The following is a 15,325-nucleotide window of genomic DNA, read 5'->3' as shown; positions in this document are numbered from 1 at the left end:
GGCTCCTGTGGCGGGGGCCCCTCCGGTGGGGGCCGCTGCGGTGGGCGGTGCTCCGGCAGGGCCAGTGGCTCCGGTCGATGGCGCTCCGGTCGGTGCCCCTCCGGTGGCCGGACGGTTTGCGGGCACGGTGCCAGGAGCCGTTGCTCCGGCCACCTGCGCCGCGCCGGCGGGTTGCGGGCCGCTAGCCGATTGCGGCCGTACACCGCCCTTGGAGTCCCCAGCCGGACGGGCATCTGGCGTCGCGTCCCCGGTCGGTCGGGCATCCGGCTTCGCGTCCGCGGCCGGCTGGGGCCCGCTGGACGGCTGGGGGCGCAGGCCGGGCTTGGTGTCGGACGTGTCAGGCGGGTCTGTGGCCGGCGCGGAACCATCCTGTACGGGAGTGACCACCGTCCCCGTGACATCCGGGTCCGCCGGCTCCTCCGTTGTGGGCGGGTGCCCGATGTGCAAGGTGGCAGGCAGCCGGACGACCGTCGTCGTGTCCGCGTCCGGCTCCGTGTCCTCCGAGGTGTCCTCCGAGGCCGAAGGCGAGCTCTCCGAGGAAGCGGACTCGAGCGTCAGCCTAGGGATGACCCCGGTAGCCTCCGGATCGAAGGGCACGTCTGACTCCTCCTTGTCCCCGTGCACATCCGAGGAGCTTTTAATGCCATCGCCGTCCCGTTGCGTCACGTTGACCATCATGAGGCCCCGGCCGACTCCTGGGTTACAGCCTGCGTTCCTGTTTCGCCGCCCCTGAGAATTTTGCGTAGATTCCCAAAGATCAAAAGCCCCATGAGCAGCTCGCTGAAGAGCAGCCCGTACCCCACCGCGTTGACCCCGGCGTACGGGAACAGCACCACGGTGGACACCAGCACGAGCACGGCCAGCCCGATCTGCACGGTCGCCAGCATCCGCGCCCGCGACTGCGCCCGCAGCGCGCTCAGATAGACCTCGATCAGCACCCGCGGCAGCACGGCCAGCGACATCAGCCGCAGCAGCGTCGTGCCCTCCTCCGCGAAGGAGGACCCGAAGACGGTCAGGATCAGCGGCGCCGCGAGAATCGCCACCACGATGATCGGCGTGACGATGAGGAAGGCCCGACGCAGCGCATGACGGCAGTTCTCGGCCAGCCGGGCACGGTCGAAGGAGCCCTCGACGGTGAGCGACACCGCCATGTTCATGGCCAGCAGCTCGATCATGCTGGCGAGGGTGTGCGCCATCGAGAAGCGCCCGAACGTGGCCTCGCCCACCTGGGTGGCCACCACCACGGGCACCAGGTAGACGATTCCCAGGATCGACAGCGTCCCGGGGAAGTCCCCGGCCAGGAACCTTCCAATTTCGCGCAGCCGGGGCGGCTCCTGCGCGGCGTCCGACTCCTTGACGTGCCTGGGCACCACGACGCCGAAGATCAGCCAGTTGACCGGGATGAGCGCGAGCGCGGTCGGGATGACCCACGAGACGAAGATCCCGCCCGACGGCAGCGCCCCGGCCAGCGCGACCAGCAGCCCCATCTTGACGACGCCGAAGACCAGGTTGTTCATGGGCACGAACGGCGCCCGGCGCAACCCGGTCAGCACCACGTCCTGCAGCGTGAAGACGGCCCACACCAGCACGGACCCCAGGAAGAACAGCCCGGGCCAGAAGCCGCTGAGCACCGAGTACGTCTTCCCCCACATCGGCAGGGTCAGCAGGAACCCGAGCGCCGCGACCCCGCCCGTGGCCGCGGCCAGGCCGTACCCGCGCAGGACCAGCTCGGGCGTGCGGCGGCCTGCCACCGGCAGGAAGCGGGCCAGCGCGCCCACGAACCCCAGCGCGGTCAGCGACGCGAACAGCCGCATCGCCGTGATCACCGCCTGCCCGCGGCCGAACTCCTCGGGCGAGTAGTGGTGTGCCGCCAGCAGCCAGTAGCCCATGCCGAGCACGCCGGTGACGACGGTGTTCGCCATGAGCGCGTAGCCCTGGCGGAACAGCGGATTACGCAGATCGCCGAGGATCCTGCCCCAGACGCTAGACATTTCCGCGCACCCGCTGCAGCCCGTACCTCGTCCGGCGCACGACCGCGTACCCCTTGGTGAGGATGCGCTCGCGCAGGTAGATGAGAGGAACGGCGGTGCCTTCGACGGCGCGCTTGAACATGGTGATGGTCGTGCCCTTGCCGACCGTCAACCGGGGGATGGCGAGCATGTCGTGGCGGTCGGCGGCGATCGTGTTGCTCACGGCGCAGGCGGCGAAATATCCGGCCTTGCGGACTTCCTGGCGGACGCGGGCGCTGGAGTAGCCGTAGGGGTAGGCCATGGTGGCGACCGGCGCGCCGATCTTCTCCTCCAGCAGGCCCTTGTTCTTGCGCAGCTCCTGCCGGAGGTCCCCGGTGCGGAGCTGGTCGAGCTGGGGATGGCTGTGGCTGTGGCCGCCGATCTCGATGCCCGTCTGGGCGGCCTCGCGGGCCTGGCCCCAGCACAACATCTTGTCGAGGGGACGGCCCGCCGCGTCCTTGCCCGCGTCGGACACCCAGCCGCTGGTCAGGAAGACCGTGGCAGGGAAGTTGTAGCGCTCGAGCAGGGGCAGCGCGTCGGTGTGGAAGTCGGCGTAGCCGTCGTCGAACGTCACCACGATCGGCTTGTCGGGCATCGAACGGCCGTTGTTCTTGTTCAGGGAGGCCACCAGGTCGCCCAGCGTGAGCGGGGTGAAGCCGCTCTCCGACAGGTACGCCAGCTGCTCGGCCAGGTCGGACGGCCGCACGGAGTGCGGCTTGGTCTCGTCGTTGGGGGTGTCGGTGACCGAGTGGTACATCAGGATCGGGATCCGGGTCATGAGCGTGTCACCTTCAGCCGTGCGGAACCCACCACGTAACCCCAGGTCGTCCAGGCCAGCCCGACCACGATCGCGGCCGCCCTGCCGAGCCCGCCCAGGTCGCCCCGCAGCGCCTCGCCGACGCCGCGCAGCGCGCCGAGCGGCAGTGTCTTGAGCGCGTGGGCCCGCTCGCTGGCCAGGCCGTCCTGGGTGCCGACCTCCTGCGTCACCAGGGCCTTCGACAGTCCCTCCGCGTAGCACCTGGACCTGAAGTAGGCGAAGCGCTCGCGCTGCCTGGACACCTTGTGCCCGATCATCGCGCGCGGCTCGAAGAGCATGACCGAGCCCGGCTTGCGCTGGCTCAGCCGGATGCAGAACTCCGTCTCCTCACACCCCAGGGGGCGTGACTTGCGACCCTGCACGCTGCGCCCGATGCCGCTGTGGAACCCCCCCACCTCGGACACGACGTCGCGCAGGAAGGCGGCGTTGCCGCCCATCACGTTGCGGATCGGCGCACGTACGCCGGGCATGCCGCGGTACGTGCAGCCGACCGTCCAGTCGAACTCGTACGGGAACCACTGTGGGCGCCTCCCCGACGCCCACAGCGGATCCGTACGACCCCCGACACCCACGACGCCGGTTTCCTGGAAGCCCTCCTCCAAAGCCTCCAGCCATCCGGCATCGGCGACCGCGTCGTCGTCGAGGAACGCGACAATCTCACCGTGGGCCGTGGCCACGCCGGTGTTCTTGCCTCCCGACAGCCCCTTCTCGTGCGTGTTCTCCACCACAATGGCCTGTGGATACGCGCGTTTGAGCTTGAGGTGCAGGTCGGGGTTGTGGTCGACCACCAGGATCAGCTCGTGTGCCGGGCGTGTCTGGCTCTCGACCGACTCGACTGCCTGCCTGATGTCCTCCCACCGTTCCTCGGTGTAGACGCAGATGACAACAGACGTGTTCACAGGGATCCCTCTTATGCGACGCCTCGGTCAGCGGCGGGAGTGGCGGTCGGCTCAGGCTGAGGGGGAGCGGGCTGGCGACGCCACTCCTTCAGGATGGTCTTGAGCACGCGGAAGCCATCTCGTACGGCGCGAAGGTTGCTCTCGCCGTGAATGCGGGTGCGTTCGTGACTCGGCACCTCGTGTACCTTCAGCCCGGCCTTGGCTGCGCGCACGTTCATCAGGGTCTCCACCTCGAAGCCGTCGCAATCGAGGTCGAGCACGTCGAGGTGGCGGGCCCAGAAGGCGTTGTAGCCGTAGCACAGGTCGGTGTACTTGGTGCCGTACAGGACGTTGACGATCGAAGTTAAGACCTTGTTGCCGACCCGCCGGTTGACCGTCAGGTCGTCGCTGCTGCCGCCGGCCGCGTAGCGTGACCCCTTGACGAAGTCGGCGCCCGTCACCAGCGCCCCGACGAAGGAGATGATCTCGCGGCCGTCGGTCGAGCCGTCGGCGTCGATCATCACGATGATGTCGCTGGAGCACGCGGCGAAACCGGCTGCCAGGGCGTCGCCCTTGCCCTTGCCGGTCTGCGTGACGACTTTCAGGTTCGGTCGCAGCCGCTTGGCCACGGCCACCGTGTCGTCGACGGAGTTGCCGTCGACGAGCACGATCTCGTCTACCCACTGCGGGATCGTGGCGAAGACGTGCGGCAGGTTCTCCGCCTCGTTCATCGCCGGCACGACCACGCTCACCGTTGGGGAAATGGCCAGGTGAGGAGTGACCGGCGTGAAGCTGGTGGGTGGCGGCATCGACCGCAAGGGTGCGGCTTGCGGTTTGCCGTTGTGCTTGCCTATCTCGGGACTCATGGCGAGGGAAATCCTTCCGGGACCCCTCCCCGCCACGGTCCGGACGCGGCCACTCCCGGGTGCTGAGGGAATGGCGAAGCCGGTGAACGATGCATCGAAGGGTCCTGTGCTGTGAGGGTGTTCTGCCGGGACTCGGAAGCGCTCAGCGTGCTCCCGTTGGTTCTTTCACTACTGCGTTGGGTGACTCTTGCTGCTGCATCGAGGAGCGCACCCGACCGAAGCCCTTCAGTACACGGTCGGCCGCTCTATAGAGAGACGGTCGATCCATGACGATTGTTCGGGCCTTGTTGAAAGGAGTTCGGCCCATCCAGTGGACCGCCGCCGCGGCGGACGGTCTCGAGATGCGGCCTTCGGCGACGTACAGGACTCCGCTCTTGAGCCAGTCCTTGTACTCCTTGCCGCCTTTGCCCATGTCCACCATGTGAACTCCGTCGTTCGCGGCGGCCTCGGCCATCTGGAGATGGTGGACGATGCCCGGCGAATAACGGCCGAACTCGGTGTCATAGGCGGGGAACCACCCTACAAGCGTGGTGGCCGTGCGGAGGCCGAAATGTCCGGCCACCGGTACGTCCCCGGCATAAAGCATGGTCAGGACGCCCGCGAAGTCCGATGACTTCTCGGCATGCATCATGTCCGTCAATTCGACGATCCACGGCTGGGCGAATCTGTCCACCCGGCCAGTTCTTCGATACTGGTCGGACTTCCACGCCAGCAGCGTGCGCAGCACCTCGGGGTCGGCCGAGGCCCACTCGAAGCGCAGCTCGCCCTGCTCCCTGCCGAGCTTGCGCTCCTTGTAGCGGACGGTCTTGAGGTTTTTCGGGGAATTGGACTTGACCTGCTCGATCCAGGTGCCGAACCCGGAGGTGAAGTCCATGACCGGCGCGGGCCGGACGTCCTGCTCGTAGGGGGCGAACGTGGGCTGTCCCGCCACCAGGTGGTCGAAATCGAACACGCTGAGCTTGCAGGCCCGCAGCAGGGCCTTGGCGTCGAGCTTCAGATCCGGGGCCGAGATTAACCCGTGGCATGTGGTGAGGAAGCCGCCGAGCGGCTTGCCGATGCCGAAGCTGTGCCGCTCGTGCGGGAAGAATCCCACGATGCCGCTTCCGTCGGAGATGACCGCCACCCTCACGTAATCGCGCAAGCGGTCCATCGCCACGGCGAACTCGACGGACAGGAACGGGTTGTCCAGACTCGGATCGGCCTTCTGCAACTCCCGCCATCGGCTCCGCTCGGAATCCCCGAGCTCTCCCGGCCGCACTACCTGGATGTTCACCTGGCCCCCTGCTGGGTCTGCATGTTCTTCCCCCGGTACAACACGCGAAGCACGTACATGAACCCTCCGAGCACGGCGACCGTCGCGACGCCCGCCCGGGGCGACCACGCGCCGAAGAGCAACATCGCCTGAGCGAGAAGCACGTTGAGTACGAGGCTTGCCGCAGCCCCTACTGATAGTGCGGCGAGGGGATCACGATCGCGCAACAGTCCCACTACCGCAGCGCCTGGAACGACCAGAAGGAACAGAGAGATCAAGAACGGGCGCAATGGCGTGTCTATGTCGAAAAGCGCCACGACCGCTCCAGCTATGCAGGCCAGCGCCAACAGCCAGGTCAGCGCCCTGCGGTGCTGCTTGAGCATCCCTCTTCTCTCCTGCTCTGTCATCAAAGGACTACTGATCGCTATTTCATGGGACCAATCCGCGCCAGGACACGTCAATGCCGACGCTTGGCGCGGTGCCCTGGTTTACCGGCATGCAAAGATTCTCTCGTGTAGTTTCAACACGCGGTCAAGAGGTTCCCGGTCTCAGTGAGGCTACCAAGCACACCAGAATGCCCTATGCGGCCGGGCATCTTCGAGCGAAGGCCCGAATCATCCTTTATTGTCGGCTGTAAATGCCGATCTACTCGTGGGTAACTTCCGCATTACCCGTCGAGGGTTTCCGCGTCGTCAGCGGACGCGGTCTCAGAGGGTGACGTGCTCGGCTCGGCGGAGGCCGTCGGCTCGCCGGACGGCTCGGACGTCTGCTGCGTGTGGCCGTCCCAGGCCAGCGAGCAGGTCGCGGTGCCGCCGTTCGAGGTGAAGGTGACGCGGCCCCTGCCGGTGCCGTCCGGGTCGAGGATGGTGACCCAGATCGCCACGGACCCCCCGGCCTTGATGGACCCGCTCGCCGGGAACACGTCCAGCCCCTCGGAGGCGGTCGCCACCCACGAGACCGTGGCGTTGCGGGCGCGGAGCCCGATCTTGGCCGCGCCGTCGATCGCCTTCGGGCACGACGTGCCGAGCCGGGCGCCGGGTGCGGGCCTGCGCCGGGTGGCCGTCGGCGCGGCCGCGCGCCTGGTGCTCGGCCGCTCGGTGGGCGTGGCCCGGCCGGCGGGGGTGCGGCTCGCGGTGGGAGCCGGGGTCGGCGTGAGCTCGTCCTGTTCCACCACCGGCTCGGGCGTCGGCGTCTCCTCGAGGAAGGTCGGGGTCTCCTCGACGGAGGCGGTGGGCGAGGGGGCGGCCCGCATCGGGGTGCTGTTGGACGCGTCGCTGCCGTTGATCGCGACCATGGCCCCCGTCGCGGCCAGCACGCACGCGCCCGCCAGCAGCACCGGCGCCAGACGGCGTGGCCTGCGCCGCCGCGAGCGGTGCTCGACGGCCACGGGGAAGCCGGTCTTGTCGAAGCTGTCCCCGCGATCGGTGATCAGGGTACGGGTCTGGTCCCGCTCGGGGTTGACGCACGTGTCGATCACGCGGCGGCGCAGCGAGATGGGCGGGAACGCGACCGGCACCATGTCCAGGAGCCGCGCCGCCGAGACCTGGCGGTGCCGCCCCTCCGTGCACACCTCGCACCCGCTGATGTGCCCCGACAACCTCCGCCGCAGTAGCGGGGTGAGCGGTCCCTCCCATGAGTCGACCATGGCCGACAGGTCGGGGCAGTGCGCCCGTCCCGTCCTGGCCAGCACCACGGCCGCGGCGGCGTTCTCCAGGTGGTCGCGGGCCCGGTCGAGCCTGCCTGCCGCCTGCCGCGAGGTCAGCCCAAGTACCGCGCCCACCTCGGCCGGGGTCAGGCCGTGGCGCAGCGACAGCTCGAGGACCTCGCGCTCGCTCCTGCTCAGCTCGCCCAGCGTCTCGTGAACCAGGTCGGCCAGCTCGGGGTCGTCGTGCTCCTCGAGCGCCGGCAGTGGCATGCCCTCCGCGGGGGTCCGATGCGCCAGCCTGGCCTGCACCTGGAACCTGGTCAGCGCGTACAGCCAGGCCCGCAGCCTGGCGGGCTCCTTCAGCCGGTGTACGCATCCTTGCGCGGTGACCAGGGCGTCGTGTACGGCGTCCGCGGCCAGGTCGGTGGCGAAGGAGCCGGCGTAGTCGTGCAGCCGCTCGGCGTAGGAGTCGTACAGCTTGGCGGGAGCGTCGGTGTCCGCGCGCCGCAGAGCCTCGACCAGCTCGTGTTCCTCGGCGCGATCGACGGACGGCCATCCAGGCACGGATTCCCTCCCCGCGGGTAGAACGGGCACTCAAGCCCCACGCGGAGAGGACGCGGCCTCGTTCTGGCGGGTTCGCCCGTTATGCCCAACAGGCATGGGGCGCTCCCTTGCCGGCTCAGCCGTCGCAGTTGGGGGTGCAGAGGCGGCGTTCCATGCCCTGGAGGAAGAAGTCACGCACCTGGAGGACGTTCTTGGCGATGTACGCCTCGCCACCCGTGGCCTTGGCCAGCGCGTCCATCTGCTGCTTGCCCTTCTCGGCCTCCGGCCCGAACGCGATGAGCAGGATGCTGATGGGCCGCTTCGGGTTGTACGTCTTCTTCAGGTACTGCAGGATCTCGGCGTTCTTGACGCCGCCGTCCGGGTCGTCGTTGCCCGCGCCGTCCGTGAGGATCAGCAACGTGTTGATCTTGTCTTCCTGGTACGTCTTGGTCAGCTGCGCGTACGCGGCCTTGACCGTGTCGTTCAGCCCGGTGTCGCCCGTGGCCTTGGCCTGGATCGAGGCGAAGTTCTTGGCCAGCATGTCCTTACGGAGCGTCCCGTTGACCGACTCGCTGATCGGACCGACGGAGACGAGTTCCTTCCAGTCCTTGCCCTGCCCGTCCATGTGCGTGGAGAACGTCCACAGGCCCAGCTCGGAGTCGGCGGGGAACAGGCCCATGCCCTCGGTGGCGATCTTGTTGATGGCCTGCATGCGGGTCATCCCCGTACCGGGAACGGGCAGCGCCATCGTGCCGGAGACGTCGAGCAGCGTGAGCAGGCGGGTGCCCAGGTTCAGCCTGGACCAGGTCTGCACCATCTTGGCGACGGTTGCGCCGTCCGGCGGCTCCAGGGCCGGCGGCGTGTCAGGCGTGAACCCCTTGTCCTTCGACAGCGCGTCGCCCGCCTTGCCGTCCGTGCTGCGGAAGCCCGCCTCGCGCAGGACCTTCTTGGCCGACTCCGTGGCGAGGTCCTGCTTGAAGTTCGCGGCGGCCTTGAGCACCGACGGATCCTTGGTGAGGATCGTGACCGGGTAGTCGAGGCTCAGCGTGCCTTCCTTCGGATAGAGCGCGACCACCGGAGCCTCCGGCTTCTTCGCGTTGTGAGCGTAGATGGCCTGCTCGGAGGTGACGCCGACGGGCACCCTGCTGCCGGACTTCACGGTGAGGCTGGCCAGCAGCGCCGTCGAGTCGGACGCGAGCTGACCCGACAACTCCTTCATCGCGCCGACCAGCGCCTTGTCCAGCCCGGCCTCCTTCGCCGTGCCGGCGGCGGCCAGCAGCGCGGCCAGCCCGGCGGAGTTCTTCTGGGGGTCGAGGGCGAGCACGCGTACCTTCTTGCCCGGCCCGTCCACGTTGGCCACGTTCGCCGCCGAGATCATGGCCGCCCAGCTCGGCTGGAGGGTGCCGGTCAGCTTCGACGCGAACGACTTGGCCGCCGCCAGCACCACGGGTGAGGCCGCGATCGAGCTGTCCACCTGCGGTAGCGCCTCGCCCGCCGGGGTATTGCGCAGGCTCTCCATGAGAAGGCTGGAGTCCGCCACCCAGAAGTCGGCCTTGGCCTTGCCCGCGGCCACCGCGTTCGCGGTTCTGGCCGCGGCCTCCTTGGCCACCGTCACCTCGACGCACTTGCTGTCGATCGAGTGCATGGCTTTGTTGTAGTTGCCCGCGATCTTGTTCAACGCGGGCTGGATGTCGGGGGTCGCGACGACGCGCAGCGCCAGCTTGCCGCCCGAGCAGTCGTGATCGCGGTTGAAGATCACGAATGCGGCGACACCGAGGAGCACGGCCAGCGCGACGGCGCCGGCCAGCGGCACGATCACCCGGCCGCGACCGCTGCTGGAGCGTCTGCGGGCTGGGGGTTCGTGCGCTCTGTATCCGCCGTCGAGCTCGTCTGTGCGGTGTCGCCCCACGATGTCCTCTTAGGTATGGTTTGAGACTTTCCCGGAGACCCTATCGGGAGATGCTCCGCAATACTTCGGGAACGATACTCGGTGTGCTCTATGTGGGAAAACAGCCCTTTTGGTGCGGTGATTACTCTGTGTCGTCAGGGTTTCCGGCTTGCGTGATGTTTTATGAGAGGTACGTGTGATCGGCGGATCGCGTTCATCTCATGATCGGGAGATCGCGTCCAGGAGCCACCGGCGGCGGCGCTAATGACAGCAGGCGTGACCGTGCCAGGCCCGCCTGCCCTCCCGTACGGCGACCACCGCGAGCGCCACCGCCACCGCCGGATCGACCCACCACCAGCCCAGCGTGTTGAGCCACAGGCTCACCAGCACCCCCGCCGCCATGGCCGCGCACATGAGGTTCTGCGTCCCCTCGCCCGAGGTGGCCGTGGACGCCAGTCGCGCCCCGAGCCGCCGCTTGGCCATCCCCAAGGCGGGCATGCTGATCAGGCTGAACGTCGTCACCGCGATCCCCAGCACGCTCGGCGCGGACCGCTGCCCCGCGTCCAGGTCGTAGACGACGTGAGCGATGAGGTAGGGCGCGAGCAGCCAGAAGCTCACCGCGACCGCCCGCCGGGCAGTGCCCTCGGCGCTCGGCGAGAGCGTGCGTGCGCCGGTGAACCGCCACACCACGATCAGGCTGGCCGCCGCCTCCACGAACGACGACAACCCCCACCCGATCAGTGCCAGAGAATGGGCCGCGAAGCCGGCGGCCAGGCCGAGCGTGCTCTCCACGCTCAGCCAGACCAGCGTGACGACCGAAAGCGAACGGGCGGCGCGGGCAGCGCTCAGCCACTCGGCTGACGCGGCCGGATGCTCATGAATCCGCTGGTCAGGCACCATGACCCTCCGCACTCCCCGGCTATCCGGCCGTCGACAGCGATGTGTAATATACCCGCTACACACCGTAACGTAGCTTCCGGGCAGCAAAGGATGGTCAAGATTGCCCGCATAATGAGCGCTGATCGCCAGGGAGGGGAGCCGGTTTGCCGTTCACGCCCAGTCACATGGCCGCGGTGGTGCCGCTGATGTCGTCGCCGCGCGTACGCAGGTTCGCCGATCCGTGGGCGCTGGCGCTCGGGGCGATGGTCCCCGATCTGCCGATCTTCCTGCCGTTCCTGCCTGACTATGGCAAGTGGCACTCCTGGATCGGCGTGGTCACCATCGACCTCGCCGCCGTACTGCTGCTGTTGCCGCTCTTCCATGGCGTCTTCAGGGATCCCCTGATCTCGCTGCTCCCGCCGTCGCTCGCCGGCCGCGCCGCCGTCCTGGCTCCTTCGCGGCCCCATCTCGCGCCCATGGCCGTCGGAGCGGTGATCGGCGCCGCCTCCCACATCTTGTGGGACTCCTTCACGCATTCCACCGGGCCCGAGCTGTGGGGGGACTGGCTGTCGATCCGGGTGTTCGGCGTGATCAGGTTGTTCCGGCTGCTGCAGTACGTCTCGTCCGTGATCGGCCTGGCCGTCCTGCTGTGGTGGGGGTGGCGCGGCTTGTCCCGGATGACGGCCAGCCCCGTGCCCGACCGCTTGAGGCTCAGCCGGCGCGTGCGGGGGCTCATCATGCTGCTGTGCTGGATCGGCATAATCGCGGGCGCCTTCCTCTGGCCCCTGGTGGACGAGCCCGCCCCGGAGCTCGGCATCGCCAGCGTGCTCACCAAGACGGGCGCGGGCACCGTGATCGGCCTGTGCCTGGTGCTGACCTGCTATGCGGCGGGCTGGCAGGTCAGGCAGCGCATGGCACTATCGGAAGGTGCTTGAGTACGTAACCGACGCCGACGATCCCCGCCTGACCGACTACACCCGGCTCAGGGACATGGAGCTGCGCAAGAGCCTGGAGGCGTCGCGCGGCCTGTTCCTGGCCGAGGGGGAGAAGGTGATCAGGCGAGCCATCGGCGCCGGCTACCCGATCCGCTCGGTCCTGACCACGCGCCGCTGGCTGACCCCGCTCGAGGACGTCCTCGGGGACGCGCTCGTCTACGTGGTGAGCGAGGAGATCATGTCGCGCATCGCGGGTTTCCCGGTGCACCGCGGCGCCCTCGCCTCGATGGAACGCGTCGCCCTGCCCTCCGTCGAGACCCTCATGAAGGGCAACGCGCGGCGGCTGCTCGTACTGGAGGACCTGGTGGACCACTCCAACGTCGGCGCCATCTTCCGGAGCGCCGCAGCCTTGGGGGTGGACGGGATCCTGCTGTCGCCGCGGTGCGCCGATCCGTTGTACCGGCGGGCGGTGAAGGTCTCGATGGGGGCGGTGTTCTCGATCCCGTACGCGCGGATGGACAACTGGTTCGACGGCCTCTCGCACCTGCGGGAGGCGGGCTTCCAGACGCTGGCCCTGACCCCGGATCAGGCGGCCATCCCGATGGATGCCGTCAAGCTGAGGGATCGAGTGGCGCTGTTGCTGGGCGCCGAAGGCGACGGCCTGTCGTCACACTGGCTGGAGGAAGCCGACCAGGCGGTGTGCATCCCGATGAGCGCGACGGCGATGGCCGCGGGCGTGGACTCGCTGAACGTCGTGGCCGCGGCGGCCATCGCCTGCCATGGGCTGATGCGATCGGCGGACCCGCACTCTGAACAGGGCTGACCACGCCGTCAGATGGGCGGCCGGCAAAGTGGCGGCCGGCGCTTATTCGGGAAAACGTTGCTGCAGCTCCTGGAGACCGACCCCAGAGGGCCGTCGTCGGTCGCGGTGCAAACATCGTTCACGGTCTCCGTGCAACGGTTGGTGGCAACACACTCACCGTTATGGTGGTGGTGCAATACTGCTCGTCATCCGTCTCCGTGGCATCGGGATCTTCGTAATCTATCGCCGCCTTGGCGGCATCCCCGCCGCTCCTGCGCGCACGGTATGCCGCTGCGTACGGCTTCCGGAAAGAGCCGTCCTGGCTTTCTTGCCAACCGGCGGCACATACCCGTCAATGCGGATGTAGTACCACGCATAGCCTTTCTCGCCATCGTCGCACCTGATATCGGCAACCCTGATGCGAGTTGTCTCGGCAACGCATGCCTGGACCCGGTCGTCAACGTCGGTGATCATCACCTCGCTGCCGATGCCACCCTTCGCCGGAGCCCGGTACGAATCACCGGACGGCTGCTTGAACGAGCCGTGCTTCGCCGTCGATCCGGTGGCGGGAACCCGGGCGTCCAGCGGGAGGAAGTACCAGGTGACGCCGGATTGCGCGTCATCACAACCCCGGTAATTGACCCGAACCCGTTTCTTCTTGGTTACGCAGATCTCGATGAAACCCCGGTCATCGGCTGTTGCGTCCTGCGTCCGCTGGGCGGGCTGCGGAACGGCGGGCACTTCGGTAGATCAACGACAGGGCTCAGGAGTAAGTGCCGAATATCTCTGGCCTGATTTCCAGTGAGCTGTAATGCTGTAATCATGGAGACGTTATTCGAGCACGCGGGCGGCGAAGAGGGCCTTCGTGCGTTCATCGAGATTTTCTACCGCAGCCTGCTGACCGACCCGCTGCTTCAGCCGCTCTTCGGCGAGGGAAGGGCGAGCCACGTCGACAATCTGACCGCCTTCACGGTGGAGACCTTCGGCGGTCCCGACACCTTCTCCAAGGAGATGGGCGGGTTCCCGCTGCTCATCGACGCCCACCGGGGTCTGAGGATCAACGAGGACCAGCGGCGGCGGTTCGTCGAGCTGTACATGGCGGCGGCCGACCAGGCCGGGCTGCCCGGTGACGAGCCGTTCAGGGCGGCGCTGCGCTCTCATGTGGAGTTCGGCACGGAGGTGGCCGTACAGAACTCCCACGCGGAGACGGACGACCAGCTCCATCCTCTGCGCGAGGTCCCGCGCTGGGAATGGGAGTAGGACGTCAGGGCCGGCCGTCGGTGAGCCAGTCGGGGTAGCCGTCGGCGTCGGGGGCGACCGGCGCGCTGACCACGGTGCAGCCCTCGCCGGTCTCCCTGATGTGCCGTTCGAGCGTGGCCGCATGCCGGTCGGTCGTGATGAGCGTGAGCTCCCAGGTGATCTCGCCAGGGCGCGCGGACGGCACTTCCGCTATGTCGATCGAGGCCGCCAGGCCCGCGCTGAGAATGGCGTGCGCCAGGGCGGCCGCTTCTTCGTAGCCCACGATCGTGGCCCGGATCTCGATGAATTCCGCCATGGGGATGCCCTCCGGGATGATGCGTAGACCACCCTATCCGCGGGACCGCCCGTCGGTAACCGGTTTCTGGATCAGGCGATCCAAGTGGTGGCGTAGCACTGCCATGGCGTCGTCCGCGGTGCGCTGGCCCGCCGGCGCCGAGGTGCTGAGTCCGGCGGACATGGCGAGCAGCGCCACCGCCTCGGTCCTAGCGTTGAGGTCGGAAGATCTGGCGCCTTGATTTTTCTAGCGACGCTAGACATTAAGTCATCGCTAGACTAGCGTTGCTAGCACCTCTACCGATGACTCTCATCTGGAGCGCACAATATGCTCACCACTACCTACGTGCTCGCGGCGTTGATCGGCATCCTCCTCGTCGTGATCGGCCTTCGCTTCTTCCTGGTGCCCGAGGCCGCCGCCACGGCGTTCGGCGTGCCGAGCACGACCTCGGGAATGGACGCCGGTGCGTACCTCTCCGTGAAGGCCATTCGCGACCTCGCCAGCGCCCTGCTCACCTTCGCGCTGATCGCCCTGGGCGATGCGCACGCGCTGGGCTGGGCCTTCCTGGCCATGGCGATCATCCCCGTCGGCGACGCGGCCATCGTGGCCAGGCGTGGGGGCCACCCGGCCCTCGCGTACGCCATGCACGGGGGCACCGCCGTGGTGGCCGCCGTGGTGGGCCTCATGCTGCTACTCGGTTGACATCCTCCCCCTCGTGCAGGAGGGGGAATCTGACCCGTCAGGTCTGAGGCGGGGGAGCGGTGGAGGCGCGGACGATCAGCTCATGCGGGAACGTCAGGCGCTCAGGCTCCGCCCCGGCCCCCGACAGCAGCAGCCGCCCCGCCGCCGCCCCCATCTCCTGCTTGGCCTGCCTGATCGTGGTGAGCCCCGCCTCTTCGGCTGCGCTGTCGGAGAAGCCCACCACCGACAGCTCCCTCGGCACCTCCAGGCCCAGGTCGGCGGCAGCGTCGAGGACCCCCAGAGCCAGCACGTCCGTGTTGGTGAGGATCGCGGTGGGTCGCTGGTCGCGCCCGAGCAGCGCGTGCCCGGCCTTCCGCCCGGCCTCGCGCGAGTTACGCGCGACCTCGTAGAACGGCACCCCTGACCAGCCGACCCCGGCCTCCTCGCAGGCCTGCTGGTAGCCGCTCCGGCGTCGCCGCATGGCCTCGAACACGGCGCTCTGCTGCCGCTCCTGGGAGGCCCAGCCGGTGTAGCCGTCGTCGTGCAGGCCCACCATGGCCACCCCCACCCGCCGGTGCCCGAGCCCGAGCACGTGC

At 68.3% G+C, this 15,325-nt stretch carries 16 protein-coding genes; 4 read left to right on the top strand and 12 right to left on the bottom strand.

The window, feature by feature from the left end:
* Positions 1-674: 674 nt before the first annotated feature.
* From AB0J09_RS35025 to AB0J09_RS34985, 9 genes are all read right to left on the bottom strand, one after another.
* A complete protein-coding gene (locus AB0J09_RS35025; RefSeq protein WP_360700390.1) occupies positions 675-1,991 on the bottom strand; it encodes a hypothetical protein in 1,317 nt (438 codons plus the stop codon).
* Positions 1,984-2,787 (bottom strand): polysaccharide deacetylase family protein, encoded by an 804-nt coding sequence (locus tag AB0J09_RS35020; RefSeq protein WP_360700388.1) that lies wholly within the window; start codon positions 2,785-2,787, stop codon positions 1,984-1,986. Before AB0J09_RS35020 ends, AB0J09_RS35025 begins: the two co-directional genes overlap by 8 nt.
* Entirely contained in the window at positions 2,784-3,725 is a 942-nt protein-coding gene (locus AB0J09_RS35015; protein WP_360700385.1) for a glycosyltransferase family 2 protein, read from the bottom strand. Before AB0J09_RS35015 ends, AB0J09_RS35020 begins: the two co-directional genes overlap by 4 nt.
* A gap of 11 nt (positions 3,726-3,736) precedes the next feature.
* Positions 3,737-4,570: a glycosyltransferase family 2 protein gene (locus tag AB0J09_RS35010; protein ID WP_360700382.1), complete on the bottom strand. Its 834-nt coding sequence runs from the start codon at positions 4,568-4,570 to the stop codon at positions 3,737-3,739.
* Positions 4,571-4,712: 142 nt separating this feature from the next.
* Positions 4,713-5,843, bottom strand: coding sequence for a GNAT family N-acetyltransferase (locus tag AB0J09_RS35005; protein ID WP_360700379.1), 1,131 nt, complete (start codon positions 5,841-5,843; stop codon positions 4,713-4,715).
* Positions 5,840-6,205 carry a hypothetical protein gene (locus AB0J09_RS35000; protein WP_360700376.1) on the bottom strand — a complete coding sequence of 122 codons (366 nt, stop codon included), beginning with the start codon at positions 6,203-6,205 and terminating at the stop codon, positions 5,840-5,842. Before AB0J09_RS35000 ends, AB0J09_RS35005 begins: the two co-directional genes overlap by 4 nt.
* A 284-nt stretch (positions 6,206-6,489) precedes the next feature.
* The gene (locus AB0J09_RS34995; RefSeq protein WP_360700373.1) at positions 6,490-8,031 is read right to left on the bottom strand and encodes a sigma factor-like helix-turn-helix DNA-binding protein; all 1,542 of its coding nucleotides are present in this window, start codon (positions 8,029-8,031) and stop codon (positions 6,490-6,492) included.
* Between the two features lie 115 nt (positions 8,032-8,146).
* Entirely contained in the window at positions 8,147-9,919 is a 1,773-nt protein-coding gene (locus tag AB0J09_RS34990) for a substrate-binding domain-containing protein (protein ID WP_360700370.1), read from the bottom strand.
* A gap of 240 nt (positions 9,920-10,159) precedes the next feature.
* Complete coding sequence (locus AB0J09_RS34985) at positions 10,160-10,798, bottom strand: hypothetical protein (RefSeq protein WP_360700367.1); 639 nt, start codon at positions 10,796-10,798, stop codon at positions 10,160-10,162.
* A 143-nt stretch (positions 10,799-10,941) separates the two neighbouring features.
* Between AB0J09_RS34985 and AB0J09_RS34980 the strand changes: the two genes are divergently transcribed.
* Complete coding sequence (locus tag AB0J09_RS34980) at positions 10,942-11,712, top strand: DUF4184 family protein (protein ID WP_360700365.1); 771 nt, start codon at positions 10,942-10,944, stop codon at positions 11,710-11,712.
* Positions 11,705-12,535: an RNA methyltransferase gene (locus AB0J09_RS34975; protein ID WP_360700362.1), complete on the top strand. Its 831-nt coding sequence runs from the start codon at positions 11,705-11,707 to the stop codon at positions 12,533-12,535. Before AB0J09_RS34980 ends, AB0J09_RS34975 begins: the two co-directional genes overlap by 8 nt.
* A gap of 219 nt (positions 12,536-12,754) precedes the next feature.
* Here AB0J09_RS34975 and AB0J09_RS34970 read toward each other — a convergent pair whose 3' ends face one another.
* Positions 12,755-13,255: a hypothetical protein gene (locus AB0J09_RS34970; protein ID WP_360700360.1), complete on the bottom strand. Its 501-nt coding sequence runs from the start codon at positions 13,253-13,255 to the stop codon at positions 12,755-12,757.
* A gap of 81 nt (positions 13,256-13,336) precedes the next feature.
* On the opposite strand from AB0J09_RS34970, the gene AB0J09_RS34965 reads away from it, so the two are divergent.
* The gene (locus tag AB0J09_RS34965; protein WP_360700357.1) at positions 13,337-13,774 is read left to right on the top strand and encodes a group II truncated hemoglobin; all 438 of its coding nucleotides are present in this window, start codon (positions 13,337-13,339) and stop codon (positions 13,772-13,774) included.
* 4 nt (positions 13,775-13,778) lie between these two features.
* Here AB0J09_RS34965 and AB0J09_RS34960 read toward each other — a convergent pair whose 3' ends face one another.
* Positions 13,779-14,069, bottom strand: coding sequence for a hypothetical protein (locus AB0J09_RS34960; protein ID WP_360700354.1), 291 nt, complete (start codon positions 14,067-14,069; stop codon positions 13,779-13,781).
* A gap of 306 nt (positions 14,070-14,375) precedes the next feature.
* Here AB0J09_RS34960 and AB0J09_RS34955 point away from each other — a divergent pair, with 306 nt between their 5' ends.
* Positions 14,376-14,750 carry a DUF4267 domain-containing protein gene (locus tag AB0J09_RS34955; RefSeq protein WP_360700352.1) on the top strand — a complete coding sequence of 125 codons (375 nt, stop codon included), beginning with the start codon at positions 14,376-14,378 and terminating at the stop codon, positions 14,748-14,750.
* Between the two features lie 37 nt (positions 14,751-14,787).
* On the opposite strand, the gene AB0J09_RS34950 is transcribed toward AB0J09_RS34955, so the two are convergent.
* Positions 14,788-15,325 (bottom strand): substrate-binding domain-containing protein (locus tag AB0J09_RS34950; protein WP_360700349.1); only part of this gene is annotated, 538 nt, incomplete at its 5' end.

The organism is Nonomuraea sp. NPDC049784, from assembly GCF_040659615.1.
Lineage (GTDB): Bacteria > Actinomycetota > Actinomycetes > Streptosporangiales > Streptosporangiaceae > Nonomuraea.
This window is presented reverse-complemented; position numbering and strand designations above follow the sequence as displayed.

Bases quoted from the DNA above. Each gene is read 5' to 3' on its own strand.
- AB0J09_RS35010 (WP_360700382.1), bottom strand. From the start codon at position 4,570: ATGAGTCCCGAGATAGGCAAGCACAACGGCAAACCGCAAGCCGCACCC.
- AB0J09_RS35000 (WP_360700376.1), bottom strand. From the start codon at position 6,205: ATGCTCAAGCAGCACCGCAGGGCGCTGACCTGGCTGTTGGCGCTGGCC.
- AB0J09_RS35020 (WP_360700388.1), bottom strand. From the start codon at position 2,787: ATGACCCGGATCCCGATCCTGATGTACCACTCGGTCACCGACACCCCC.
- AB0J09_RS34965 (WP_360700357.1), top strand. From the start codon at position 13,337: ATGGAGACGTTATTCGAGCACGCGGGCGGCGAAGAGGGCCTTCGTGCG.
- AB0J09_RS34960 (WP_360700354.1), bottom strand. From the start codon at position 14,069: ATGGCGGAATTCATCGAGATCCGGGCCACGATCGTGGGCTACGAAGAA.
- AB0J09_RS35025 (WP_360700390.1), bottom strand. From the start codon at position 1,991: ATGTCTAGCGTCTGGGGCAGGATCCTCGGCGATCTGCGTAATCCGCTG.
- AB0J09_RS34955 (WP_360700352.1), top strand. From the start codon at position 14,376: ATGCTCACCACTACCTACGTGCTCGCGGCGTTGATCGGCATCCTCCTC.
- AB0J09_RS34985 (WP_360700367.1), bottom strand. From the start codon at position 10,798: ATGGTGCCTGACCAGCGGATTCATGAGCATCCGGCCGCGTCAGCCGAG.